The organism is Vibrio sp. 3-2(1) (genome assembly GCF_963887575.1).
GTDB classification, from domain to species: domain Bacteria; phylum Pseudomonadota; class Gammaproteobacteria; order Enterobacterales; family Vibrionaceae; genus Vibrio; species Vibrio anguillarum.
In genome coordinates, this window is the sequence record NZ_CAWPGB010000044.1 from 198,862 (window position 1) to 223,163 (window position 24,302).

Sequence of the window (24,302 nt, forward strand, 5' to 3'; positions counted from 1 at the left end):
ACAGAATGAAGCGAAGATAAGAGTTGATATGCATAACTTATATCCGCATCACTCTTTTACGCTCAATACGATGTTGCAGCTGACGTTATCACCACCTGTCGTATCGAAATGCAAATTCAGAATAAATATGATTCTAGACTCTCTGAATGAGGCGCTTTAACAGGACAATCTACTGTTCTATAAAAACATTACCATTGCACTCATGATTAGCACGCCATTTTGCGAGCAACAACCGCGTGAATACATCTTCACCTCCAAATGCATTTTTATCCAGAGTCACGATGTCAGAGATGAGTATCTCATGTGAAGTGGAGGTGACGATACCAGCAGCCACAGGCTCCCCATTTTGAAAACCTAAGTAAAGCTCGCAAGGTGCTGAATAAATGATTTGGGTAAAGAATTCGATAACTTTTGATTGATCGTTTTTATCGCTCCATAAGCTTGCTTGCAACAGAGCAAACCATATTGTCATCCGATGAAAATCAACCAAATAAACCTCTTCGAGCAACGATAGGTTAGGCTCCTCAGTGAGCTCAATAAAAGGGCGAAAACTGCGTTGAACAACCGCTTTTTGGTAGAGATCTCGACCTTGTAAGCTCTCTTCTGTTGGAAATTCGACATTCACTTGGTCAAATAGCCATTGGTTTTTAATGGCGGCAACGTCAGGTTGGTTAATCATTGTTATTTACTTCTTCTTCTAATTGTTGCAAGCAGGATACTGACCAGATCGATATGCGACAAGCCATTACTCACATTATCCTCATCTAAACTGCAGATATGCTGGCCAAAACATCAACATAACAGCCTATATCATTCTCCTTTGATGCTGCTATCATGTGCAGAAAGATGGATAAATGGATTATAGACATGAACAAGAAACTCATCACCACCGCATTCATACTTAGCTTTGGTTTAGTTGGCTGCGATAGCAATGAAGTTGGCGATGTATCGCTCGGATTTTTCACGCTTAAAGACGTAAAAATCGAAAATCTAAGTGATGATATTGTGACTGGTGTTACGTGCCATATTGCTTCAATTGAGGCTAATTTGAGTCTTTCTGATCCAAGTGATAGCTCAATCTCGTGTCGTCAGACTGGTGACATTACGCCAGAGATGATTGCAAAAATTGATAAGAGCAAATCAGGCGAAATCGTGTTTAAGAAGTCAAAAAGCATTTTCTTCAAGTCAATGAAAGTCAGACGTATCTACGATACAGAAAATCAAACCCTGATCTACTTGTCTTATACTACCAAAGAAACAGATGGTAGCTTCAAGCACAGCCTATCGACCGTACCGCTTTGGGGGACTAAGGCTTATAGTACGGACATAACGCTCACTAAATAGCCGCTAACGCCTCGGCGATCTGGATTTAGCTCACTTTTTTATGTAATAAAAATGAAAGGAACCTTTCACATCCGTGATATGATACGGGAAATTTTCAATTCTCATTTTTCAACATGAAGTTTCCTGGACAGCGTAAATCTAAGCACTATTTTCCGACTCATGCTCGTGACCCTCTCGTCAATCAAATTCAACAAACGGCTATGCTCCACCGCCCAACAGTGGTCGGTGTTGGGCAAACCATTGTTGATATTGAAGCTCGTGTAGACAATGAGTTCTTAGAGAAACATCAATTGAGTAAAGGTCACTCACTGGTGCTCGAAGAGAGCAAAGCCGATGCGCTCTATGAAGAGTTAGTCGAACGAGGTTTAATTACTCACCAATACCCGGGAGATACGATTGGCAACACACTGCACAACTACTCTGTGTTGGCCGATAGCAAATCCGTTTTGCTCGGCGTGATGTCCAAAAATATTGAAGTCGGCTCATATAGCTATCGTTATTTGTGTAGAACCTCATCGCGCATGAACCTAAACCATCTTCAAACTGTCGATGGTCCTATCGGGCGTTGCTACACCCTAATTTCTGATGATGGAGAGCGCACCTTCGCCATTAATGAAGGGCATATGAATAAACTTCGCCCTGATAGTATTCCTGAAGAGGTTTTTGAAAAAGCTTCCGCTTTAGTTGTTTCTTCTTACTTAATGCGTGGAAAACCCGAAGATCCAATGCCACTTGCGGTCAAACGCGCTATTGAGATCGCTAAATCCAAGCACATTCCAGTGGTGTTAACCCTAGGCACTAAGTATGTAATTGAAGGTAATGCGAAGTGGTGGCAAGACTACATCAAAGAAAACATCACAGTCGTCGCCATGAATGAAGAAGAAGGTGAAGCGTTAACTGGTGAGAAAGATCCACTGCTTGCAGCTAACAAAGCACTCGAATGGGTAGATTTAATCCTCTGCACCGCGGGGCCCGTGGGTCTTTATATGGCTAGCTACACCGATGAAAGCGCAAAGCGCGAAACTGAATTACCTCTCCTACCGGGTAATATTGCTGAATTTAACAAGTACGAATTTAGCCGTGCGATGCGAAAACAAGACTGCCTCAACCCAATAAAAGTGTATTCACACATTGGCCCTTACTTGGGTGGCCCATTGGAAATCAAAAACACTAACGGAGCGGGAGACGGAGCGCTATCGGCTTTATTGCACGATATGGCCGCGAATAGTTATCATCAACGCAATGTTCCAAACTCTGCCAAACATGATGTGCCGTACCTCACTTACTCTTCGTTATCTCAGATCTGCAAATATGCAAACCGTGTCAGCTACGAAGTACTCACACAGCACTCTCCTCGTTTATCGCGAGCATTACCAGAACGTGAAGATAGCCTAGAAGAAGCGTATTGGGATCGTTGAATCGTATGACTTCTACATGAATAAAAGCGACAATTTGTCGCTTTTATTATTTCCACAACGAATAAACCGCACGATGCGATCCTACGTTATTTAAGTCTCACCATTTCGTTTCAGAAATAACAACTTCCGTGAAATAAACTGATAACTTGTGCCTAATTGATGAATCAATAGTTTTATAATTGAGACATCTTAGTACAAGCGTTATAGTACTCTTTAAAGATGAGTCATAAAGCAATGTTTTGGATCAAGACTCACAATTATCATCCATTGCTGCTTTCGCTTGAATTAGGATTAACATGACCATGTCATTTCCGCAGGAAGAGTATTCAATTTCAGACCTAGACAGTGCCGTTGCAAAGCAGCGTCTGGTTCATATTCTCGATTTTTTTAGTCAAGGTCTGTTTTATATGAGCAGCGATGGAAACATGGTGCTCTATAATCCAACATTTTATGTACAATTTGGTGTAAACAGCGAAACTATTTCCTATGCTGATTGGCTGAGTTTGGTTCACCCTATGGATCGTGCACTGCTCAATAGCCGCGTCGACGAGCATATCAGCACCACTGAATCAAGGGAAACGATTCAATACCGAGTCAAAAAAGCAAATGGTCAATATATCTGGTTAGAGGGGAATGCGGTCACAAAAAGTGTGAACGGTGAACATTTTATGGTGGGTAGCCATAAAGATATCTCCGATCAAAAATTGATGGAAGATTACATTCATCAAGCTGCATTTTTTGACAGCTCATCAGGCCTCTATAATCGAAGTAAATTACTGCTCGATATTGATGAGAAAGCACTCAAAATTGGAGAGCCTTATTCACTTATCTACATCCAACTTGAAGATATTAAGTCTTATCTCAATCAATACGGCTCAGATATTGTTAAAGATTTACTGAATCACGTCGTCAGTGCACTGCGTGAACTGCCCGATGAATTTGCTGATTTTTACCGTATTCGTTCTGACGATTTTGCCATATTACTTAGAGGAGAACGCTCATACGATGAGCTCAAGCATATCTGCTCTCAAATAATGAAGCACTATTCGAAATCAGCCACGGAGCATGGGCACCTCTATGGTAATGATATTAGCATTGGTGTCTATCCTGAGATAAACCGTGCTATATCTGCCGATGAGTTGTTAAATATTGCATCACGAACTTGCCAATTTGCTAGTGCCAAAAATCATTCTCGTATCGAAATTTACAGTGGCCGAATTCAAAAAAACGTTGATCGTTATTTCTTCATCGAAAGAGGCTTAAAGGAAGCATTAGATCAACGTTCATTGTCCGTGAAATTCCAACCCATTATTCATGCACAATCAGGACAGGTATCCAGCTTTGAAGCCTTAGTCCGCTGGCGCTCAAAAGAGTTTGGTGAGATTTTCCCGGACGAATTTATTCCCGTTGCAGAAAAAAAGGGGCTGATTGTTGATTTAGGCTATTTTGTCTTCAAAAAAGCCTGTGAGTTTATTGGCCGTTACAATAAACAAAATGGGGTCAATATTCGGGTTAATATTAATGTTTCAGTCCTTCAACTTCTGAAAAGTGACTTCCCACAACAGATACTAACGACGGCTAAGGCTTCCGGTGTATTGCCCTCTTCTATTGTGTTAGAACTGACGGAAACTGTCATACTCGATGGCGATAAAAATGCGATTAACCAGCTTCACTCCTTAAATGAAATGGGGTTTCAACTGTCGCTGGATGATTTTGGCGCTGGTTTTAGCTCACTCAATAGCTTCTTTGATTTGCCCCTCAATCAAATTAAAATAGACAAAAGCATTGTATGGAAAACACTGACTAACCCAGCATCAGAACAATATTTAGCCTTTCTCATCCAGTTTTGTCACACCAATGGCGTCGACATTGTTATTGAGGGGGTTGAAAATGGCGACATGTACCAAAAATTTAAAGAGATGGGGGCAACTTATTTACAAGGTTATTGGTTTTCAAAACCACTATCTTTAGCCAGTGCAAGCCGCTATACATTAAATGCTGTTAATGAATAAGCACAAAAAATAGCTTAGCTAAATTAAGCACTTACACCTAAAATTTGAAGAAGCAGAGCGGAAAGGAAATAGTAAACCCTGTGAGCCCGACTGCGACTTCAAATCGCTTAAAGAACGTTGTTATTCTTTTTCTAGCACTAAGCGAGCATTGTGAGCTTGTATGGGCCGATTGTTATTTCCCATCACACTATGTAGTGCTGCACTTTGTTGCTGTGACAAACTTTTCGGCTGCTTGACCACCAACCATCTCACGCCTTCACTGCAAGGCGGCGTTGTGAGTGACCCATTAAAACGGTAATACTCATCTAGCTTAGGTAACAGTGACTGTACTGCTAACCCTTTTGCTAACTGCACACTCGTCCCAACTTTAGGCAACTCTGCAGTAAGCTGGGCTAATGGTTCATTCTGTGCGCCCGTTTCAAACATCACCGCCAAAACTGCCAGATTGCCAGCCGCATCAGCATGCACAAAATGCGCTTCTAAAGGATATTGATGTCCTTTAATTAAGTTTTCAGAAGGGGTATGGAAGTGAAATTGTTTGAGTTCAAATTCTGTACCATCCACTACCAGTGTATTTTTCCCTGAAACTGAGGCTTGCAGCGTGTGTCCATTGTTGGTCAATGTACCCACAACGCCTGAATAGTGGATATCTAAAGATTTTAAATCAGCTTCAACGAGGCCATTGATATCAATTGGGCTTTGATTTTTGCCCATTTCACAAATTTTAGAAACATGTCCCCAATGTTCAGGGCCACGTTCACCTTCATATCCCCATTCATTTGCTTGCGCCACATAGGTAAAGCAAACGCTAATTGCTAGAGTCAACAGTTGTTTTTTCATTATCGTTCCTTGAGACAGCTTGTTATCTAAAATGTAACATTCAGGTTAATATCACGCGCACATGGTAATACATTCTTCATACCGCATCCGTGGTGAAAAATAACATTACATTGACGTGACTAGTCATTCATTTCAGTTCGCGCTCACCCTTTCCATGGCTAGCGCCGAACAATGTTTTGGCAAAACTGTTCGATATGTTTTCGGGTGGTATTGGGGTTCATTAAAACCGCTTTTTCTCCCGGAATATGTAAACAATGTCCAGTGTCATCATAATGAGTGCGCGCAATCGAATCGACCCAATTGGTGTTGAGATGCTGGCCTTTATGAGATAAGAACTGATGACGATGGTAGAGCGTATTCTCTACTATCGAATCAACCATAGAACCCTGACGTGCGACGTTCATTTCTTGATCAAACATCGATTCAGCACACGTCACTTTCTGTGGGTCATAGAGACGAAAAGTAACACTTGGCCCTTGGTTTTCTACTGCTGCCACCTTGCAGTGTGGTAGAGCGGCTAATTGGCAGCGTAAATAATTAGCATTTTGCAATGTATGACCAATCACGGTTTGGTAGCCTTCGATACCTAAATGTTGCAGTGCTGAATAGGCAGAAAAAACACCCACGGCACTGCGTGAACATTCAATGGTCGATTGCAAATGGCTCTCTTCTCTTTGAGCATGTTCAAAGTAGGAGTAATAACCGGGATCTGTTTTTAATACCGCGAGATCGTGTTTGTTTTTGAGCATCACCAAGCTGGAAGTATAAGGGACATAACCCCATTTTTGAAAATCGACCGTAAATGAATCCGCTAATTGTAAACTTTTAATCCTCGGCAATAAGGATTCAATACCCGTCAGTGTTGCCCGATTAAGCGATAAAGGGTTGCGTTCAAAATCATACTCTTGAAAAAACAACATACTCCACCCAACAGCAGCATCAACATGAATATGTGGTTTTATCGAAATCGCATATTCTTGGCATCTTCTTTCTCTTATCGCATAAACCTGTTCAATATCATCAGTTGCGAAGGTATCGGTACTGCCAAATGTCAGCATTATGCTAGGAACAGCAATGCCATTTTTAAAACAGAAAATCAATTGTTGGTCTAATTCAGCCAAATCCATTTCATTGTTATCTTTAACTTTGATCCGAATCGCTTTACCTTGAACATCAACCCCCAACAACGACAAATTTGTCATGTTTGAATAGTGACCTGCTTCTGAATTGAATATCCTGTAATCTTCTCCCGCCAAACCATTCAGAGCTGACTTTGGCAACACTTTTCGAATACCTAATAGATAGCCGTACAAATTACAAAATGTACCTCCTTGTGTGAATACTCCAGTCGCTTGATCACTATCATAACCAGCTAAATGCGCGATTTGCCGCACGACTAATTTTTCCAGTTCAATGGCATCTCCCGCATATTCGCTATAAACCAAGTTAGGGTTGGCGATAGTCGCAAGTAGCGCACCGTGAATGGCCGGATCACAAGGTGTCGAGATCACATTTTCCACTGAGCGAGGGTCATCCCAGTTTTTTGAACGTTTGGCTGCATAAAGCGCTAAGTCGTTAAAAGGGTGAATGGCGTGGCTCGAGTGTCGAGGAATGGTGTTTGAATGCCGTAATTGTTGCTGCAATGCAGTATTTACCACGGTTGGCGCATCAATTTTTCTCTCTTCAAGCCAACGGGCGATCTCGTGAATACGATACAAAGGCCAACGATTGGGATCGCGAGCAAAAAAATGCGCTTTCACTGTCTGGAAAATTTGCTCAAACGCAGGGTTCAGTTGGTTGGCGTGCTCATCTAGCCACACGCTATAATACGCTGTTTTCATGATGCTCTCTCCATGCTTAATCCCAAATAAAACGCCGCGTTAGCGGCGTTTTATTACTTTAATTTAAAGTTGGAGACCAAGCGGTCAAGCTCATGGTTTGAGTAAGAGAGTGACTCTGTAGCACTAACGGTTTGTCTGCCACTCACCACCAATGATTCAACGATGTCTCTTATCGCTAGCATATTGCGACTGAGCTCTTCTGCGACTGTACTTTGCTGTTCGGTCGCAGCTGCGATCTGCGTACTCAAATCATCAATTTCGGAAACGGAAGTGCTCATGATGTTTAAACTGCCAGAAACTTCAGACGTTTTATCTGCTGTGGTTTGACATTGGTTTTTAGTTTTGTCCATTGCGGCTACAACGCTATCCGTCCCTTCAAGTAGCTTGGCCAGCATATCTGATATTTCAGTAGTGCTGTTTTGCGTTCTCGCCGCTAAAGCACGAACTTCATCTGCAACCACCGCAAACCCACGGCCTTGCTCACCCGCACGCGCCGCTTCGATCGCCGCATTCAACGCAAGCAAGTTCGTTTGCTCTGAAATAGCGCCAATCACGGTCAATACTTCGCTGATCTTGATCGCATCTTTGTTCATATTGGCAATGCGCTCAGACATCTGTTCAACATCACTCACCAATGAGCTGACCGTTTCAACCGCATTATTCACAATAATAATCGATTGTTTGGCCTCTTTGCTCGCCGAGTCAGTAATGTGATTCGATTGCGTGACGCTCTCTGCCACAGTACGTGCACTTTCACTCATTTCAGTAATGGCCGTCACCACTTGCTCTGTTTCAGATGAGTGCGAAAGCAGCATCCGCTCATTTTCCTTTGCCGTTTGACCTAACTGCTCAATATTAGAGGAGATGTTTTGACTGGCATCAGATATTTGCAACATCATTTTTTGTAGATTTTCTGAGAATAAATTGAAGCCTTGGCTTATCTGCGCTAAGTCATCATCACCATTCACCTCCAAGCGGCGTGTCAAATCACCAGAGCCTTTCGAAAGATCAAGTACCGCTTTTTTCAGGCGTAGCAAAGGCTTGTAGATATAATTAAGAATGACGAAGATTGCCGCGACGCTGATAATGAGCAAAATCACCCCAGTGTAAATAGCGCTACTTTGCGCTTCATACACATTAGCTAACGCCGTACCTTTGTCGACGAACACCATCATGGTCCAGTACATATTATCGGTTAGGTTAACGCGCTTGAAATAACCATCAAACTCAATGCCTAAATAAGGAAATGACAAATGACCAGCATCTTGCTGGCTAAAAAGTTTCTCCATTTCGAGGAAATTAGGGCTGACTTGCGAGGGCGTTCGTCCAATATCACTAGGATCATCACTAGCAAAAAAGACAGCATGCTTGTCGGTTAGTGTCGCTGCACCGCCGGCAAAGCGCATATTACTGACTTGGACAATAACCTCATCCAGTTGGATATCTCCCAGCAAAACACCAATGAAACGGCTTTGTTGGTAGACAGGCATAACTACACTAATAACCTGTTTACCGGTGATTTTATCTTCATAAATTTCAGTTACCTGAGCAGTTCGAGAGGTTTTTGCTTGCTGATACCAATCCCTACTGGTGAAATTTTGTTGACCTGTAACAACTCCGTTGTCTTTGTCAAACGACATATAGGCACGGCCATCGTCATACGCCATAATGACATTTGAAATTTGCGCACTCTCAGCTAACAATCGAACTAAGTTGACATTCTCTTGATCAGAAAGAGCAGATCGGAAATGTTGTGAACCTTTAACTACGGCTTGATAACGTGTTTTCACCCAAGATTCGAGTTCAGAAACGTGATAGTTGAGCTTGTTTTGAGTTTCTGTGGTTAAAGAGGTAATCATCTTCTCTTTTAACGACAGCATGTTGATGGTGCCCAAAACGATTAAAGAAATCGCAACGAGCAGTGCTACGCTCACATATATTCTGCTTTTAAAACCTAAAGTCATAGATTCACCCTCACCGTGTAACAGCTAGAAAGATTAAGGTGAAACTTGATCATATTATTAATATGAATGGTAGACCAATGAGACACCTAGCCAACCTAATAAAATTGGTACACGGCGAACACTTATGCAAGTTATGTCATTAATATTTATTATTGAGTGCGCAAAGTGAATTTTACATTGAAAGACAAGATGATGATTTTTAATGGAAATACGTTGAGATGATGGTTAAGAAAAACGCGCAGTGGTGCTGCGCGCTGACTTATTTTTTATGACGCCACGTTTGGCTTAGAAGCCCAAACGTAAAGCAGCTCTAGAGCAATTGTCGCACCAGCCAAAGCCGTTAGCTCACTTTGATCGTACGGAGGAGAAACTTCAACAACATCCATTCCCACCAAATTAATACCGGCCAATGCACGAATGATTTTCAGCACTTTATCGGAATTCAATCCACCACATACTGGCGTACCCGTTCCAGGAGCAAAAGCGGGATCTAAGCAGTCAATATCAAACGTTAGGTATACGGGTTTATCACCAATAGTTTGACGAATATTAGCGACGATCTCTTCCACTGACATATCATTCGCTTGCATCGCATTGATGACATTAAAACCGTGCCCTTCCTGTTTGTATTCGGTACGAATACCCACTTGCACAGAATGCTTGGCTGAGATTAACCCTTCCTTCGGCGCATGATAGAACATAGTGCCGTGATCATAAGCGCTGCCATTGGCATAGGTGTCTGTATGAGCATCAAAGTGAATCAATGCCATTTCGCCATAATATTTGGCATAAGCGCGCAATATAGGCAGCGTGATAAAGTGGTCACCACCTAAAGCAAGCATGGTTTTGCCACTTTTTAGAATTTCGCTAGTCGCCGCTTCTAAGCGATAAGTGAAATCTTCAGCGTCACCACAATCAAACACCAAATCACCCGCGTCGATCACTTTGGTATCTTGGAACAAGTTAAAGTTCCAAGGAAACTTTTTACCTTCCCATGCAAGGTTCACTGAAGCGCGACGAATCGCATCTGGACCCATTCTCGCCCCTGGGCGACCTGATGTAGCCATATCCAAAGGTACGCCCAGTACCACGACATCGGCATCTGCACTTACTGGGTCTTTAACATAAGGACGACGTACAAACGTCATCGCATTGGAATACAGGGAATAATCAGTTTTAGTAAACAAATCATTCATTTAGAAATCCTCTAGATAGGTATAACCGCTCAAGCCTTGCTCAAGCTCTTGCAATACATTTTCTTGTTCTTCAACCGCCACACGCTGGCTAACTAATTCGCGGTAGTTTTTACGGATGGCATCCACATCAATATGGACATAGCGCATCATATCTTCAACCGTGTCTCCTTCGTTGATCGATACGATTTCGGTTTCGCCATTCTCTGCCATGTTCACCACCACGCTGTGTGTGTCGCCAAATAGGTTATGCATATCGCCTAAGATCTCTTGATAGGCCCCTACAAGGAAGAATCCCATCAAATACGGTTCATCGGCATTCCATGCTGGCACTGGCAGCGTCGTTTCAATACCTTGCCCCTCGACGTACTGCTCGATGGCACCATCAGAATCACAGGTGATATCCAGCATCACGGCGCGGCGATCTTCCACTTTTTCAAGGCCAGACAATGGCAACACAGGGAAAACTTGGTCGATTCCCCACGCATCTGGCAATGATTGAAACAATGAAAAGTTAACAAAAAACTTATCCGCCAAACGCTCATTCAGTTCATCCAAAATAGGACGATGGAAGCGGTTTTTGGTGCTCATTTGCAGTGTCAGTTCGTGATAAATGCGCAGAGATAGCTGTTCAGCCCAAGCACGATGCTGAAGGTTAATAACGCCAGTCGAAAACTGGTTGTGCGCTTCCGACAGATCGCTTTGCGTATCGTTGTAAATTTCAATCAGTGCACGCGCATCAGAGCCTTCACTTAAGCTTTGCCAGTTACGCCACATGTTTTGTAGCAATACCGGAGCTTCTTCACCGACTTCTGGAATCTCTTCTGGGTAATACGCTTCTGTACCAATAACATTAGTAATAAGTACGGCGTGGTGCGCGGTAATCGAGCGACCTGATTCAGAAATAATGACTGGCCTTGGCTGACTATATAACTGGCACACATCGCTCACCGTGCTTACGATATTGCGTGCATATTCAGCTAAACCATAGTTCATCGAGTTGGATGATTGACTGCGTGTACCGTCGTAGTCCACCGCCAAACCGCCACCCACATCGAAAAAGTCAATCTCCGCACCAATATCACGCAGCTCGCAGTAAAAACGCGCCGCTTCGTTCACGCCATTACGCACATCACGAATATTCGCCATTTGCGAACCTAAGTGGAAATGCACCAGTTGCAACGCTTCTAGTTGCTGCTCTTTTTTAAGGCGTTCGATAACGGTCAACACTTGAGATGCAGAGAGCCCAAACTTCGATTTTTCACCGCCACTCGCCTGCCATTTCCCCGCGCCTTGAGAAGCTAAACGAATACGGAGCCCTAAACGTGGTTTCACGCCTAGGCTTTTCGCTTCTTTCAGCACGAGATCCAGCTCAGACAATTTTTCCAAAACGATGAATACTTTATGGCCAAGCTTTTCACCAATCAGGGCCAGACGAATGTACTCTCTGTCTTTGTAGCCGTTACATACAATCACTGAACTTGCTTGTTGGGCTAAAGCCAATACCGCCAATAATTCTGGCTTACTGCCCGCTTCCAATCCAAGCTGTTTAGTCTCTAGCTGCGCTTGGCTGGCTAAAATCTCATCCACCACTTCTTTTTGTTGGTTCACTTTGATTGGGTAGACCAACAGGTAGTTGTTTGGATATTGGTATTCTTCAATCGCCTGATTAAAGGCGTCACAGATGTTATGTACGCGTTGATGCAGGATCTGCGGAAAACGTACAAGCACAGGCAAATTTAAATCACGCGCTTCAAGCTGCTTTACGATCGAACTCAAGGGGGTTTGGTGCGCCTTATCATGGCGCGGCGAAACATAAACTTCGCCTTGATTGTCAATACCGAAGAAGCCTTGGCTCCAATAATGAACATTGTAGTCAGCGCGAACGCGATCTAATTTGGATGGTTGTTCCACATCTAATCTCACAAAAACAGAGAGTAAAAAGTGAATCAGAAAGTCTGATATCACGACTTGACGCCTGTAACGTCAGGCGCATTAACGGTTAAAAGCGTATGTGTGTCTAATGATAATAATTTGTCGTTAAGATTACGTTTGATTATCACCAGTTCGCTATAAAAAGTGGATGAAATTTAATACAAAATCAAATGTTGCTACTGATAAGCTCGTCAAACTTCTTATTGCCGTGTAGCCCTTCTAAATCAGCTTCTTCTGCAATTAAATCTCGCAATGAAGCGCTAATTTCCGTGGCTCTTTGTAAATCCTCAATCGCTTGTTCTTCGGCTCCGATACGCGCATACGCACATGCTCGTTGGTACAAGGCTGGCGCATTAGCATCATCTAACTCTAGCACGCGATTACAGAGACTCAGTGCCCAGTAGTATTCCCGAATTTCCATCGCAGCATCTGCTTTGTATGTCAACGCTTCCAAATCTCCGGGACGGATTTTTAAAATTTCGTCATACACTTCAATACGCTGCTCTGGTGTTTGGACACTTTGCGCTCTCAACCATAAGTTATGGATTTCATTAATAATTTCAATTTCACGGTTGTTTTCGGTAATGATGCGTGTTTTGCGCTTAAGATCTCGCTCCAAGGCGAGGAATTTTTTCTCATATTCCTGCGCAATTTGATTTAGCCGTTTATCGGCCAGCTCACGCGTGTTGTGCTTCACTTCTTTAAGTGACTGCCAACCAATTAATGCAACTAATGAGGCAACACCAGCGATGACATAGAAAAAATAGGTCACCGTCACATTCGAGTAATTCAGTGACTTGTCTGCAACGGACAGTTCTCTGTCGGTAATTTGAATCGTGAGTCGCCGTTCAAGATCTTGTTGATCTTGTCTTAACGCTTTCAACTCATCCAATATGTAGCGCTCAACCAAAGGACGATCCAGTATTGGTGATTCAGAATAGGGCTCTTCCTGTGCCAGCGTTGGGAAAGACGTTAGCACTATCAGGAACAAGAATAGCGGCAATAATTGCAGCACAATCGGTTGCTCATTTATTTTTCTCACTCTCTACCTCTTTCATCAGACACGTTGTCGATTTATTCGTCGCCATTTTCAAATCTGCACACCTATGGACCCAAATTTCTCTGGCCTGTCATCCACATATAACCATTTTAACTCAAACTATTTTTTGTTTTTTTAAATTTATTTTTGATATAAAAAATCAGTAAGTTAATGGCAAAATAGCTAATGACAACTGGGTTAAAACTTGAAAACCGTCAAATTAATGTTTAGTGTACTATACATATTTACGGCTAAACATTAAATAGCCATGAAGAACAAAGGATGTAAATCATGTCACCCGTGTTAGAAGTTAAGAACCTCTACAAGGTATTTGGAGAGACTCCGCAACAAGCTTTCCCGCTGTTAGAAAAAGGGTTGGATAAGGACCAAATTTTCGAGCAAACCGGGCTCACTGTTGGGGTCAAGGATGTGTCTCTTTCAATCAATGAAGGGGAGATTTTTGTCATTATGGGTTTGTCCGGTTCGGGCAAGTCCACTTTAGTTCGATTGTTGAACCGCCTGATTGAGCCAACCCAAGGAAGTGTTTTACTGAAGGGTAAGGATATTGCTCATATTTCAGAGCAAGAGCTGCGCGATGTAAGACGTAAAAATATCTCAATGGTATTTCAGAACTTCGCACTCATGCCACATATGACCGTTCTTGAAAACGCTGCCTTTGGCTTAGAATTATCAGGAGTGGTGGCTCATGAACGTAATAAAAGTGCAAAAGAAGCGCTCGCTCGGGTTGGCTTAGACGCCTACTGTGAGTCATTCCCTGATGAGTTATCGGGTGGGATGAAACAACGCGTTGGTTTGGCTCGTGCACTCGCCAACGACCCTGACATTTTGTTAATGGACGAAGCATTTTCCGCACTCGACCCGTTAATCCGCACCGAAATGCAAGATGAACTAATCCGCCTGCAAAATGATGATAAGCGAACCATCGTTTTTATTTCTCATGACCTTGATGAAGCAATGAGAATTGGTGACCGTATCGCCATCATGCAAGATGGCATCGTCGTACAAACGGGCACGCCCGATGAAATATTGCATCATCCTGCTAACGATTACGTCAGTTCATTCTTTCGTGGCGTTAATGTTGCCAGTGTTTTTTCAGCTAAAGACATTGCCCGTAAAAAACCCGCGGCCGTTTTTAAAAAACACGACAATGATGGCCCGGCTGCAGCAATGCAGTTACTGATGGATCATGACCGAGACTACGGAATTGTAGTTGACCGTACGAATAAATACTCTGGCATTGTGTCGCTCGACTCTCTGAAACAAGCTCTCAAGCAACAAACATCGCTTAGCGCGGCACTACTGCCTGACATTGTGACGGTTGATCCGGAGCTGTCTGTTAGTGAATTAATCAGCCAAGTGGCTGAAGTCCCCTACGCCGTGCCTGTTGTCGATCAGCAGGGAAATTATTACGGCGTGATCACCAAATCACGCTTATTGCAGACTTTGGATAGGGAATAATTATGACAACGGAAACCAACATTCAATCCACAGAGGCGCTTGACCCATGGGCGTCTACCGCGCAAACGCCTGTCAGCAGCGATCCTTGGTCAGCGACTACTGCATCCCCAACTACAGCAAGTGATTGGTTAAATGGCGCAACCGACGCTCCCGCGCCTTTCGATTGGCTGCACCCATTTCAAGATGCAATTATCCCCTTTGATCACTGGGTTGAAACCGGGCTGGGTTGGTTAGTGGAACACGGTAGGCCATTATTTCAAGCTGTCAGAGTACCTGTTGATTTTATTTTAAGTTCATTTGAAACCACGTTAGTTTCAACGCCAGCGCCTGTGATGTTGTTGATTTTATTTTTGATCACATGGCAACTTGCTGGACCTAAAATGGGTATCGCTTCATTAGCCTCGCTGATTACGATTGGATTAATCGGAGCGTGGTCACAAGCAATGGTCACCCTCGCCTTGGTCATGACCTCGGTATTCTTTTGCCTATTGATTGGCTTGCCACTTGGGATTTGGCTGGCCAGAAATCAAACGGCTGCAAAATTCATCCGCCCCGTTTTGGATGCGATGCAAACCACGCCCGCATTCGTGTATTTAGTCCCGATCGTGATGCTGTTCGGAATTGGCAACGTACCTGGCGTGGTGGTAACCATTATTTTCGCCCTGCCACCGATTGTTCGTTTAACCATCTTAGGTATTCAACAAGTTCCCGAAGAGCTTATCGAAGCAGGCCATGCATTCGGCGCAAGCCCAAAACAGATGCTCTACCGTATTCAGTTACCACTAGCCATGCCGACCATTATGGCCGGTGTCAACCAAACACTGATGCTATCGCTGTCGATGGTTGTAATTGCCTCCATGATTGCTGTCGGTGGCTTAGGGCAAATGGTTTTGCGTGGTATTGGCCGACTTGATATGGGACTCGCTGCCGTGGGGGGACTTGGCATTGTCATTCTCGCCATCTTACTTGATCGCCTAACTCAGCATATCGGTACAGAAAATCGCGATCAAAAAGTACGCTGGTATCAAACCGGCCCTATCTCACCCTTTTATTTACTGAAGCAAAAACTGACTCATCAGAGTGCCAACAATCTAGGAGAACAGAAATGAATTACGCATGGAAGACGTTAATCTCAACCAGTTTAATCGCATCGGCGGCATTACCCATCAGCGCTTGGGCTGATAAACTTCCTGGCAAAGGTATTAGTGTACAACCCGTACAATCGACAGTGGCTGAAGAAACATTTCAAACTCTCATCGTGAACAAAGCGATGGAAGCGCTGGGGTACGATGTCAAACCGACCAAAGAAGTCGACTACAACGTGGCTTATACTTCGATTGCCGAAGGCGATGCAACCTATCTCGCCGTTGGGTGGTTTCCTTTACACGCCGACAAATACTCGATGGCGGGCGGCGACGCCAAGTTCTATCGAAAAGGTCAATATATATCAGGAGCAGCACAAGGCTACTTGATTGATAAAAAAACGGCAGATAAATACGGTATTACCAATATTGCTCAGTTAAAAGACCCTAAAATCGCCAAGCTGTTTGATGCAAATGGCGATGGTAAAGCAGACTTAACTGGCTGCACACCCGGCTGGGGTTGTGAGATGGTGATTGAGGAGCACTTAACCGCCTACGGTTTACGACCGACCGTTACTCACAACCAGGGTAACTATGCCGCTATCATTGCCGATACAATTTCACGCTACAAAAAAGGCGACCCTATCCTTTATTACACTTGGACACCTTATTGGGTGAGTGGGGTTTTGGTCCCTGGTAAAGATGTCACCTGGCTTGAAGTCCCTTTCTCTGCCCTACCTGGTGAGCGCAAAAATATCGATACAACCCTACCCAACGGAAAGAACTTCGGCTTTGAGATGAACAGTATGCTGATTGTCGCCAATAAAAAATTCGCTCTAGAAAACCCAGCCGCAGCAAAACTTTTTGAAATCATGAAGTTGAATATTAATGATATCAGTGCGCAAAACATGATCATGAGTAAAGGTAAAAACTCTGCCAAAGATATTGAAGCTCATGCCAATGGTTGGATAAAAGCTCACCAATCTGAATTCGATTCGTGGATAAAAACCGCCAAAGAAGCAGCGAAGTAAGAATATGGAGCCACCCATATCAAAAGGGTGGCTCTGCTTATTTTCAAGGAGGAAAGTATTGGATATTCATGAAGAAGTACTGGTCGCTATACGCCAAATTATTCGTGCGACAGATCTCCATTCCAAAAAAATAAACAAAGATTTTGGCCTCACTAGCCCCCAACTATTGTTAATGCGTGCGATCCAAAACTCGGCCGATATGACCATAAAGCAACTCTCCGATCATACTAATATGAGCCAAGCTACAGCGACCAGCATTTTGGATCGCTTAGAAAAGCGCGCACTGATCATTCGAGAGCGAGATCAACAAGATAAACGTAAAGTTCATGCATTGTTGACCCCAACAGGAGATGAATTATTACTCAAAGCACCCACACTGCTAAAAGATAGCTTTATTGAACAATTTCAGGCGTTAAACGCATGGGAACAAACTCTCATTCTCTCCACTTTACAGCGGTTATCGATGATGATGAAAACACCAGAAATAGAAGCATCGACGCTATTGTCTAGTCTAGAACCCGATGACCCTCTCTAGTTTTTATTCGACCGACTAAAGCAAATTGGTTACTTTTTTCTCAACCCAATTCCAATTATCAATCTCAGCCAGATTAGAGGTTGTAATTGACTGAATTTCGGTTATTTTGAACCAAATCTCCTTTTTCTGATTCGTCATGGAATACTTAGACTTATTTCAAAAAAATTATCAATGGATCATCACGATCATGGCGTTGCTTATTTATCCTAAAACAGCCAGCTACACCGTGCGATGGTTTGAGAATATGGTCATAGGCAAAGTCGATATTCATCGGCTTAAACGAGCACGTTGGCTGGTGAAGACCTTACTTTTCTTGGTGTTAGTGTTGACTCTGCTAATGATGTGGGGCGTGGAACTGCGTGGGTTATTGGTTGTTGGCTCATCACTTTTTGCATTGCTTGGCGTCGGTTTGTTTGCAGGTTGGTCTTTGCTGAGCAACGTCACCTCATTTCTGGTTTTATTTGTACAAAACCACTGTCGCATCGGTTTATGGGTGCGAGTGGTGGATGGCGCAAATTTTGTTGAAGGTAAAATCGTCGACATGAATCTACTCAATGTCGTATTAGAGAATGTTGATGGCAATACAGTGCTCTATCCAAACAACCTCTTTATTGTTCGCCCTGTAATTGTATTAAACAAAACTCCAGAAAAAGCCGTGAAAAAAATCGAGAAGAAACAACTTCCTATCGGAGTAAAACGTTGAACGAATATCAAGACCTTTCACTGCATATTGAAACGATTTCAAAAGCCGATGAGCAGCAACAAATCGACTTACTCGGCGAGTACGTGGAAAGTGGGCTTGATGAAAGCTCGATCGCAATCATCTTAGAAGCTTTTCCTGTCGAGCAGCGGGTACGTCTGTGGCGTAGCCTACCCTTAGAGCTACACATTGATGTACTGACAGAGATGCGTGCTGAAGTACGTTTTTCTATCATCAACGCACTGTCAGAAATAGAACTAAAACTGACTCTCGCCAAACTCGATAACTTATCTCTACTCGAATGGGCCGATTCTCTGCCTGATGAAATCATCAGTGAAGCGCTGCGCTTAATTAGTCGCGACGAGCTTGAATTGTATGATCAAGCCAATGCCTATGAAGATACTGAAGTTGGCCACTGGGCAAACCGTAAAGTGTATACCTTGCCTTTCAGCATCAGTGTCGACAAAGCCAAGATACTATTGGAGAAATATCATTATGACTCTCCACAACATATCTATTTGATCAACAAAGCAAAAAAATTCCAAGGTATCGTGAGTTATACAGAAATTTTGCTTGCTGAAAGCAAAACTTTACTGAAAAACATCAAGCAAGATGATCTCTTTACGCTGAATGCTCACCAGTCACTTTCTGAAGCAGTAGAAGCGTTAGAACATTCCGAATTGCCGACTGTCGCCATCATTGATAACCATGAAATCTTAGTGGGTGAAATTGACTGGCAATTTGCCCTGAGTACACAACGAGAGATTTACGAATCGCGCTTAATGGCAGGTACAGGTATGGATGAAGGAGATGACTTATTTGCACCCATCATTAAAAGTTCCAAAAAACGAGGCCTTTGGCTCGGGATCAACCTGCTGACCGCCATCCTCGCTTCGGTCACTATAGGTATGTTTGAAACTGTCATCTCGCAAGTTGTCGCGTTAGCGGTGTTGATGCCAATTGTTGCCTCGATGGGCGGTATTGCGGGAAGTCAAACCTTAACCTTGATGGTACGTGCCATGGCATTGAACCAAATTACACCGGGTAACCGTTTTGCGTTGCTCAAAAATGAAATTGGTATTGGTTCCATTAACGGTTTGTTATGGGCGTTGATCATTGGTGCCTTGGCAGGGCTCTGGTTCCAGTCAGCGATGATTGGCGCCACCATTTCACTAGCCATTGTCGTAAATATCATTACCGCCGCGCTGTTTGGGGTACTCATCCCGATCACGCTTGATAAGTTTAAGCTTGACCCAGCATTAGCGGGCTCTGTCATCTTAACCACAGTAACGGATGTGGTTGGCTTCTTTGCCTTCTTGGGCACAGCAAGTTTAGTGATGTTGTAGCTTTCCAAACCGCTTGAAGCGGCTTACATCAAAAACGGCAACTTTAAACAGGAAAGGCATGTCATTTCAGACAATTGAATAAACTAACTTACTAGAAAATTAAAATATTCTAGTAAGTTAGAGTGGAATTAAACATTCGGTCTGTTATAAAATCCACAATAAAATTATAATTTCCATTCTTAAAATTGGAGATTACTATTATGATTAGAAGTGTTTTTTATATCTTAATTTTTATTTTATCTACAGCATACGTAAATGCAGCAATACCCAATGATGGTATTGACGATTCTAAATCCATTGAAAATATGATTATGAATTCCCCACCTGGTTCTACCGTTAGTCTCAAAACTGGAACTTATGATATATGTTCAAAAATAAACATTAAAAACATTAAAAACATTAAAATAATAGGAAGTGGTTTGGTAGAATTTAAAAAATGTCCATCTTTCAATGATGAATACATTATTTATATAATAGACTCAGAAAGAGTCACCATAGAGAATATATCATTCTGGGGCTTAACAACTCAACCTTACATTGATAGTGACAATACTAACGTTGTGTGGGGAGAACAAGGCGTATTATTTTCAGGGACCCAAAACTCTGCAATATTAAATAGCAGATTCTATAATTTTGGTGATGCAGCATTACGCGTAACCTCATCTAGGAGTCACCCCTCAGGAGAAAAAATAAATTCCAGACACTTTTTAGCTCAAGGAAATATCTTTCATAATGTAACACAAGTTACTACTACACACGTTTGGAGTAACGACTTTGGTGGGACGGAGGATATCACTTTTAAACATAATCTTTTTTCTAACATGAAAGGTGGCCTAAAACTATCATCACGTAAGCCAGTATCTCAAGCCGTGATAGAAAGTAATATTTTTAGTGAAATTCATGGCTCAGCTATAGAAATGAACTACTACTCAAAATTCATAGTTAAAAATAATGTATTTAATAACATAGGGAAGTTTGTTTTAAATGCTTATCCAAACTCAATTCATAATATCAATGAAGCAATAAACTGGAATAATTTAACATTCAGTAAAAATCAAATAATCAATGCTAAAGGTGGAATTAGAATTGTTTCAGACATTCCAGGGGAATTAGTTGATAGTAAATATGTATCTGGTATATTAATAGCACTAAACACTTTTGTAAATGTAGATATGTCAGTCTATGGTTCAAATAATAAATATTATAATATAATAAATATGCTAACTAATGGTGAGAAGAAATTTATATTTTCCGTCATAAAAAACAATATATATCAGCTACCAAAAAATGTTGGATTTTTTAACTCACTCGCAGCACCAGAGGTCATTCTAACTGACAACATTGAGTTATCTTCACCTATTCAATAATTCAGATGAAGTAAGGTTACTAAAGTAACCTTACTTCATCTTTGTTAGGCTGCCTTTCTTGAAGATAGCGGTTTCGCAATCAACACATCATGTAAAACACAAATCGCGCGATTGTAATCGTTGTCTTCTACTACGAATTGTACATTGACATTACGCATCGACGAGTGAGCGGCAATAGGGCTAATTTTTGCGTTAACTAACGCTTGCATACCTTGCGTTAATGCGTTGTTGGTGTTCATTGATGCACCGATTGCGGAAATGAGGGCGACCATTTTTCCTGATACGGATGCATTCGGGTAGCGCTTCTCTATTTTGTACAACACGTGGTTTAAGTTATCGCTGCTGCCACTGAGGTAATACGTCATCGAGTTTGCATTCATCTCTTTACCAACGAGATGTACCTTAGCTTCGGCGATCACTTCCATCAATTCATAACTGGCATTATCAATTTTCCCGACCATGCTTTGGTCAAAAATATGCAAGGCGAACACTTTGTCCTTGCCCGCAATAATCTCTACCTTATTGTTCTGAGGCTTATGAACATTGGAAATGAGAGTACCTTTATGCTCTGGTTCGAACGTATTTTTGATTCTGAGTTCAATCCCCTGCTGACGCAGCCCAGCTGCCGCATTCGGATGAATCGCTTCCATACCTAAATTAGCCAGTTGGTCTGCTACGTCAAAGTTCGTCAATCCCATCGGGCTAACCTTATCCGCGCCTACAATTCTCGGGTCTGCGGAGCTTAAGTGATACTCTTTATGGATGATCGCTTGCGTTGCGTTGGTTAATGCAGCAATGCGGCTAAAGGTCATTTCACTATAGCCACGATCATAGGTTTTCATTAATCCTTCATTACAGTAGGCGTAGCCAGTCACGATTGGCAATTGCGTTGCTACATCAATGTCTTCGAAGGCAGTCAAAATCACCTCATCTAAGCTTCCTGCTTGCCCATTATTCCACCCGGAGAGATCAATGAAGCATGCATTAATCCCAAGAGTTTTTAGCTTCAAACTGGTGTTATAGGCACTATGAGCCTCGCCTATTGAAGATAAAAATTCTCGCACCTGAGGCAAATACTGACGCAATGAAAACTGCCCGTATTGACACGTTTCTAGAATATTATTAATGCAGTTGACTGCTTCTGAGATCCGAGAACGAATAAATTTATCCGCGCGAATACGACTCATCGGATCGGCGAACAAATGCTCATTAATCAGCAACATGCGCTGTTCAAGTTGGTACATGGCTTCTTGCCATTGCGTATCATGTTTCGCGATCATCTGGTAAATGCCGGGCTTGCCAGTGCGTTTGCATTCCAGTAGAGCATCGGTAATGGTTGCATACGCTGATACCACAAACACTCGATCATAAGGGTGATGAGGCCTTAGTAAAATATTGTCGAGCACAGCATCAAAAGCGCTCATTGATGTTCCACCGATTTTTTCTACGGTGTAAGACATGGGATCTCCTTTTCTTTTAAATTGAATGCAGTGAATCGTCGCGAGTGATTACTCAATGATTGGGTAAACACCTTTTTCATCATGCGTTTCAGCTCCGGTCAGCGGTGGGTTGAAAACACATGCCATAACCATATCTGCACCAGAATGAGCTCTTAAATAGTGCTCATCATGTTGATCAAGGATGTACAAAGTGCCAGGTTTTATCGGGTAAGTTTCCCCTCCTATCACTTCGATTTCCCCTTCACCTGACATGCAATACACTGATTCCAAATGGTTTTGATAGTGAATATGGGTCTCGCCGCCTTTAAAGATAGTCGTGATATGAAATGAAAAACCCATATTGTCATCTTTCAGCAGCATACGAACGCTTTCCCAAGTTTGAGCAACAACCCGGCGCTCACTTTGGCGACACTCTTCTAATGTTCTAACAATCATTTTTTATTCCTAAGATGCTTTTTTAATTAACTGAGAGGCTAGCTCTTCTACCGCTTGTGCAAAAATATCTAAACCTTGGTCAAGTTCGGTTTCTGTGATAGTAAGTGGGCAGAAAAACTTAATTACTTCGTCATTTGGGCCTGCGGTTTCAATCACCATCCCTAGTTGAAAACAACGACGAGCAATTTTATGGGCGATCTCACCACTGCTGCATTCAATGCCTTGCATTAGTCCACGCCCTTTGTGGCGGTTAAACAGTGTGGGGAAACGACGCAGTGTGGTTTGAATGACATGCGTCACTTGCTTGGCTCGATGTGCGATATGAGTGGTAAAATCATCATTTGACCAATAGGTTTCCAGCGCTTTTGTAGCGGTTACAAAGGCGTGATTATTACCGCGAAAGGTTCCGTTGTGCTCTCCCGGTTTCCACACATCTAACTCAGGTTTCAGCAACACAATCGCCATAGGTAACCCATAACCACTGAGCGATTTCGATAGCGTCACTATATCTGGTTTTATTGCTGATGGCTCAAAACTGAAAAAGGTTCCCGTACGTCCACAACCAGCTTGAATATCGTCAACGATAAACAAAATGTCGTTTTTCTTACAGAGACGACTTAAGCGTTGCAACCACTCGTTGGACGCGCAATTTAAGCCACCTTCGCCTTGAACAACCTCCAATAATACCGCAGCCGGTTTGTCTAAACCCGATGAGTTGTCATTCAGCATATTTTCAAATAGCGACAGGCCATCAATATTGGCATAGCCATCATAAGGGAGCCGCGTCACGCAACCTAAGCTAAGCCCAGCGCCGCCTCGATGATGTTGATTTCCAGTTGCGGCAAGTGCGCCATAAGAGCAACCATGAAAGCCGTTAGTGAAAGCCACAATATTACTTCTACCCGTGGCTTTTCTGGCCAGCTTCATTGCCGCCTCTACAGCATTAGTCCCAGTTGGACCAGTAAACTGCACTTTGTAGTCGAGGTTTCTTGGTTCAAGAATGAGACTTTCAAATACCGCGAGGAACTCAGCCTTGGCAGAGGAGTGCATATCCAAGCCGTGAGTAATGCCGTCTTTATCAATGTACTCCAATAGCGCCTGCTTAAAGAGGGCGTTATTGTGACCATAATTTAACGAACCAGCTCCAGCCAAAAAATCTAAGTAGCGATCACCAGAATCGGTAAATAGCCAGCTCCCTTTTGCCGTAGAGAAAACCACGGGAAAGTGATTGGCATAAGATTGCACGTTTGATTCTTTCTTTTTAAAAATGTCCATAACGAT

20 protein-coding genes are annotated in these 24,302 nt (G+C 42.7%); 10 read left to right on the forward strand and 10 right to left on the reverse strand.

Going from position 1 to position 24,302, the window contains the following annotated elements:
- Nucleotides 1–169: 169 nt before the first annotated feature.
- Nucleotides 170–679 carry a hypothetical protein gene (locus AACQ79_RS13970; protein ID WP_170899261.1) on the reverse strand — a complete coding sequence of 170 codons (510 nt, stop codon included), beginning with the start codon at nucleotides 677–679 and terminating at the stop codon, nucleotides 170–172.
- A gap of 188 nt (nucleotides 680–867) precedes the next feature.
- Here AACQ79_RS13970 and AACQ79_RS13975 point away from each other — a divergent pair, with 188 nt between their 5' ends.
- The 3 genes from AACQ79_RS13975 (at nucleotide 868) to AACQ79_RS13985 (ending at nucleotide 4,774) form a co-directional block, all read left to right on the forward strand.
- Nucleotides 868–1,344 carry a CreA family protein gene (locus tag AACQ79_RS13975; RefSeq protein ID WP_170899262.1) on the forward strand — a complete coding sequence of 159 codons (477 nt, stop codon included), beginning with the start codon at nucleotides 868–870 and terminating at the stop codon, nucleotides 1,342–1,344.
- 113 nt (nucleotides 1,345–1,457) lie between these two features.
- On the forward strand, nucleotides 1,458–2,762 hold the full coding sequence (locus tag AACQ79_RS13980) for an inosine/guanosine kinase (RefSeq protein ID WP_019283210.1): 1,305 nt from the start codon (nucleotides 1,458–1,460) through the stop codon (nucleotides 2,760–2,762).
- A 296-nt stretch (nucleotides 2,763–3,058) separates the two neighbouring features.
- Nucleotides 3,059–4,774 carry a putative bifunctional diguanylate cyclase/phosphodiesterase gene (locus tag AACQ79_RS13985; RefSeq protein WP_088733452.1) on the forward strand — a complete coding sequence of 572 codons (1,716 nt, stop codon included), beginning with the start codon at nucleotides 3,059–3,061 and terminating at the stop codon, nucleotides 4,772–4,774.
- Nucleotides 4,775–4,894: 120 nt separating this feature from the next.
- Here AACQ79_RS13985 and AACQ79_RS13990 read toward each other — a convergent pair whose 3' ends face one another.
- From AACQ79_RS13990 to AACQ79_RS14015, 6 genes are all read right to left on the reverse strand, one after another.
- Entirely contained in the window at nucleotides 4,895–5,614 is a 720-nt protein-coding gene (locus AACQ79_RS13990; RefSeq protein ID WP_088733453.1) for a carbonic anhydrase, read from the reverse strand.
- Nucleotides 5,615–5,772: 158 nt separating this feature from the next.
- On the reverse strand, nucleotides 5,773–7,455 hold the full coding sequence (locus AACQ79_RS13995; RefSeq protein ID WP_094133300.1) for a pyridoxal phosphate-dependent decarboxylase family protein: 1,683 nt from the start codon (nucleotides 7,453–7,455) through the stop codon (nucleotides 5,773–5,775).
- A gap of 53 nt (nucleotides 7,456–7,508) precedes the next feature.
- Complete coding sequence (locus tag AACQ79_RS14000) at nucleotides 7,509–9,419, reverse strand: methyl-accepting chemotaxis protein (RefSeq protein ID WP_017043354.1); 1,911 nt, start codon at nucleotides 9,417–9,419, stop codon at nucleotides 7,509–7,511.
- Between the two features lie 266 nt (nucleotides 9,420–9,685).
- Nucleotides 9,686–10,615, reverse strand: a complete 930-nt coding sequence (gene speB / locus AACQ79_RS14005; RefSeq protein ID WP_013867969.1) for an agmatinase — start codon at nucleotides 10,613–10,615, stop codon at nucleotides 9,686–9,688.
- Nucleotides 10,616–12,526, reverse strand: a complete 1,911-nt coding sequence (gene speA / locus AACQ79_RS14010) for an arginine decarboxylase (RefSeq protein ID WP_026027469.1) — start codon at nucleotides 12,524–12,526, stop codon at nucleotides 10,616–10,618. It lies immediately after the preceding gene.
- A 187-nt stretch (nucleotides 12,527–12,713) separates the two neighbouring features.
- The gene (locus tag AACQ79_RS14015) at nucleotides 12,714–13,538 is read right to left on the reverse strand and encodes a tetratricopeptide repeat protein (RefSeq protein WP_235800204.1); all 825 of its coding nucleotides are present in this window, start codon (nucleotides 13,536–13,538) and stop codon (nucleotides 12,714–12,716) included.
- 339 nt (nucleotides 13,539–13,877) lie between these two features.
- Here AACQ79_RS14015 and proV point away from each other — a divergent pair, with 339 nt between their 5' ends.
- From proV to AACQ79_RS14050, 7 genes are all read left to right on the forward strand, one after another.
- Nucleotides 13,878–15,065, forward strand: a complete 1,188-nt coding sequence (gene proV, locus AACQ79_RS14020; RefSeq protein ID WP_013867972.1) for a glycine betaine/L-proline ABC transporter ATP-binding protein ProV — start codon at nucleotides 13,878–13,880, stop codon at nucleotides 15,063–15,065.
- A gap of 2 nt (nucleotides 15,066–15,067) precedes the next feature.
- Nucleotides 15,068–16,174, forward strand: coding sequence for a glycine betaine/L-proline ABC transporter permease ProW (gene proW, locus AACQ79_RS14025; protein WP_170899264.1), 1,107 nt, complete (start codon nucleotides 15,068–15,070; stop codon nucleotides 16,172–16,174).
- Nucleotides 16,171–17,178 (forward strand): glycine betaine/L-proline ABC transporter substrate-binding protein ProX, encoded by a 1,008-nt coding sequence (proX, locus tag AACQ79_RS14030; protein ID WP_017043349.1) that lies wholly within the window; start codon nucleotides 16,171–16,173, stop codon nucleotides 17,176–17,178. Before proW ends, proX begins: the two co-directional genes overlap by 4 nt.
- A 4-nt stretch (nucleotides 17,179–17,182) precedes the next feature.
- Nucleotides 17,183–17,713 carry a MarR family winged helix-turn-helix transcriptional regulator gene (locus tag AACQ79_RS14035; RefSeq protein ID WP_013867975.1) on the forward strand — a complete coding sequence of 177 codons (531 nt, stop codon included), beginning with the start codon at nucleotides 17,183–17,185 and terminating at the stop codon, nucleotides 17,711–17,713.
- Between the two features lie 136 nt (nucleotides 17,714–17,849).
- Nucleotides 17,850–18,416 carry a mechanosensitive ion channel domain-containing protein gene (locus AACQ79_RS14040; RefSeq protein WP_013867977.1) on the forward strand — a complete coding sequence of 189 codons (567 nt, stop codon included), beginning with the start codon at nucleotides 17,850–17,852 and terminating at the stop codon, nucleotides 18,414–18,416.
- Nucleotides 18,413–19,759, forward strand: coding sequence for a magnesium transporter (locus AACQ79_RS14045; RefSeq protein WP_170899265.1), 1,347 nt, complete (start codon nucleotides 18,413–18,415; stop codon nucleotides 19,757–19,759). Before AACQ79_RS14040 ends, AACQ79_RS14045 begins: the two co-directional genes overlap by 4 nt.
- 200 nt (nucleotides 19,760–19,959) lie before the next feature.
- Nucleotides 19,960–21,126 carry a right-handed parallel beta-helix repeat-containing protein gene (locus AACQ79_RS14050; RefSeq protein WP_017048321.1) on the forward strand — a complete coding sequence of 389 codons (1,167 nt, stop codon included), beginning with the start codon at nucleotides 19,960–19,962 and terminating at the stop codon, nucleotides 21,124–21,126.
- A gap of 44 nt (nucleotides 21,127–21,170) precedes the next feature.
- On the opposite strand, the gene AACQ79_RS14055 is transcribed toward AACQ79_RS14050, so the two are convergent.
- Genes AACQ79_RS14055 through ectB form a run of 3 tightly spaced genes read right to left on the reverse strand, consistent with a single transcriptional unit; the run spans nucleotide 21,171 to nucleotide 24,296 of the window.
- On the reverse strand, nucleotides 21,171–22,586 hold the full coding sequence (locus AACQ79_RS14055) for an aspartate kinase (RefSeq protein WP_094163265.1): 1,416 nt from the start codon (nucleotides 22,584–22,586) through the stop codon (nucleotides 21,171–21,173).
- A gap of 48 nt (nucleotides 22,587–22,634) precedes the next feature.
- The gene (locus AACQ79_RS14060) at nucleotides 22,635–23,021 is read right to left on the reverse strand and encodes an ectoine synthase (protein ID WP_170899266.1); all 387 of its coding nucleotides are present in this window, start codon (nucleotides 23,019–23,021) and stop codon (nucleotides 22,635–22,637) included.
- 9 nt (nucleotides 23,022–23,030) lie between these two features.
- The gene (ectB, locus tag AACQ79_RS14065; protein ID WP_170899267.1) at nucleotides 23,031–24,296 is read right to left on the reverse strand and encodes a diaminobutyrate--2-oxoglutarate transaminase; all 1,266 of its coding nucleotides are present in this window, start codon (nucleotides 24,294–24,296) and stop codon (nucleotides 23,031–23,033) included.
- Nucleotides 24,297–24,302 lie beyond the last annotated feature (6 nt).

Coding starts and splice junctions, on each gene's coding strand:
- AACQ79_RS13970 (WP_170899261.1), bottom strand. CDS start 679: ATGATTAACCAACCTGACGTTGCCGCCATTAAAAACCAATGGCTATTT.
- speB (WP_013867969.1), bottom strand. CDS start 10,615: ATGAATGATTTGTTTACTAAAACTGATTATTCCCTGTATTCCAATGCG.
- ectB (WP_170899267.1), bottom strand. CDS start 24,296: ATGGACATTTTTAAAAAGAAAGAATCAAACGTGCAATCTTATGCCAAT.
- proW (WP_170899264.1), top strand. CDS start 15,068: ATGACAACGGAAACCAACATTCAATCCACAGAGGCGCTTGACCCATGG.
- AACQ79_RS14000 (WP_017043354.1), bottom strand. CDS start 9,419: ATGACTTTAGGTTTTAAAAGCAGAATATATGTGAGCGTAGCACTGCTC.
- proX (WP_017043349.1), top strand. CDS start 16,171: ATGAATTACGCATGGAAGACGTTAATCTCAACCAGTTTAATCGCATCG.
- AACQ79_RS13990 (WP_088733453.1), bottom strand. CDS start 5,614: ATGAAAAAACAACTGTTGACTCTAGCAATTAGCGTTTGCTTTACCTAT.
- AACQ79_RS14050 (WP_017048321.1), top strand. CDS start 19,960: ATGATTAGAAGTGTTTTTTATATCTTAATTTTTATTTTATCTACAGCA.
- AACQ79_RS14040 (WP_013867977.1), top strand. CDS start 17,850: ATGGAATACTTAGACTTATTTCAAAAAAATTATCAATGGATCATCACG.
- AACQ79_RS13975 (WP_170899262.1), top strand. CDS start 868: ATGAACAAGAAACTCATCACCACCGCATTCATACTTAGCTTTGGTTTA.
- AACQ79_RS13980 (WP_019283210.1), top strand. CDS start 1,458: ATGAAGTTTCCTGGACAGCGTAAATCTAAGCACTATTTTCCGACTCAT.
- AACQ79_RS14060 (WP_170899266.1), bottom strand. CDS start 23,021: ATGATTGTTAGAACATTAGAAGAGTGTCGCCAAAGTGAGCGCCGGGTT.
- AACQ79_RS13995 (WP_094133300.1), bottom strand. CDS start 7,455: ATGAAAACAGCGTATTATAGCGTGTGGCTAGATGAGCACGCCAACCAA.
- AACQ79_RS13985 (WP_088733452.1), top strand. CDS start 3,059: ATGACCATGTCATTTCCGCAGGAAGAGTATTCAATTTCAGACCTAGAC.
- AACQ79_RS14055 (WP_094163265.1), bottom strand. CDS start 22,586: ATGTCTTACACCGTAGAAAAAATCGGTGGAACATCAATGAGCGCTTTT.
- AACQ79_RS14035 (WP_013867975.1), top strand. CDS start 17,183: ATGGAGCCACCCATATCAAAAGGGTGGCTCTGCTTATTTTCAAGGAGG.
- proV (WP_013867972.1), top strand. CDS start 13,878: ATGTCACCCGTGTTAGAAGTTAAGAACCTCTACAAGGTATTTGGAGAG.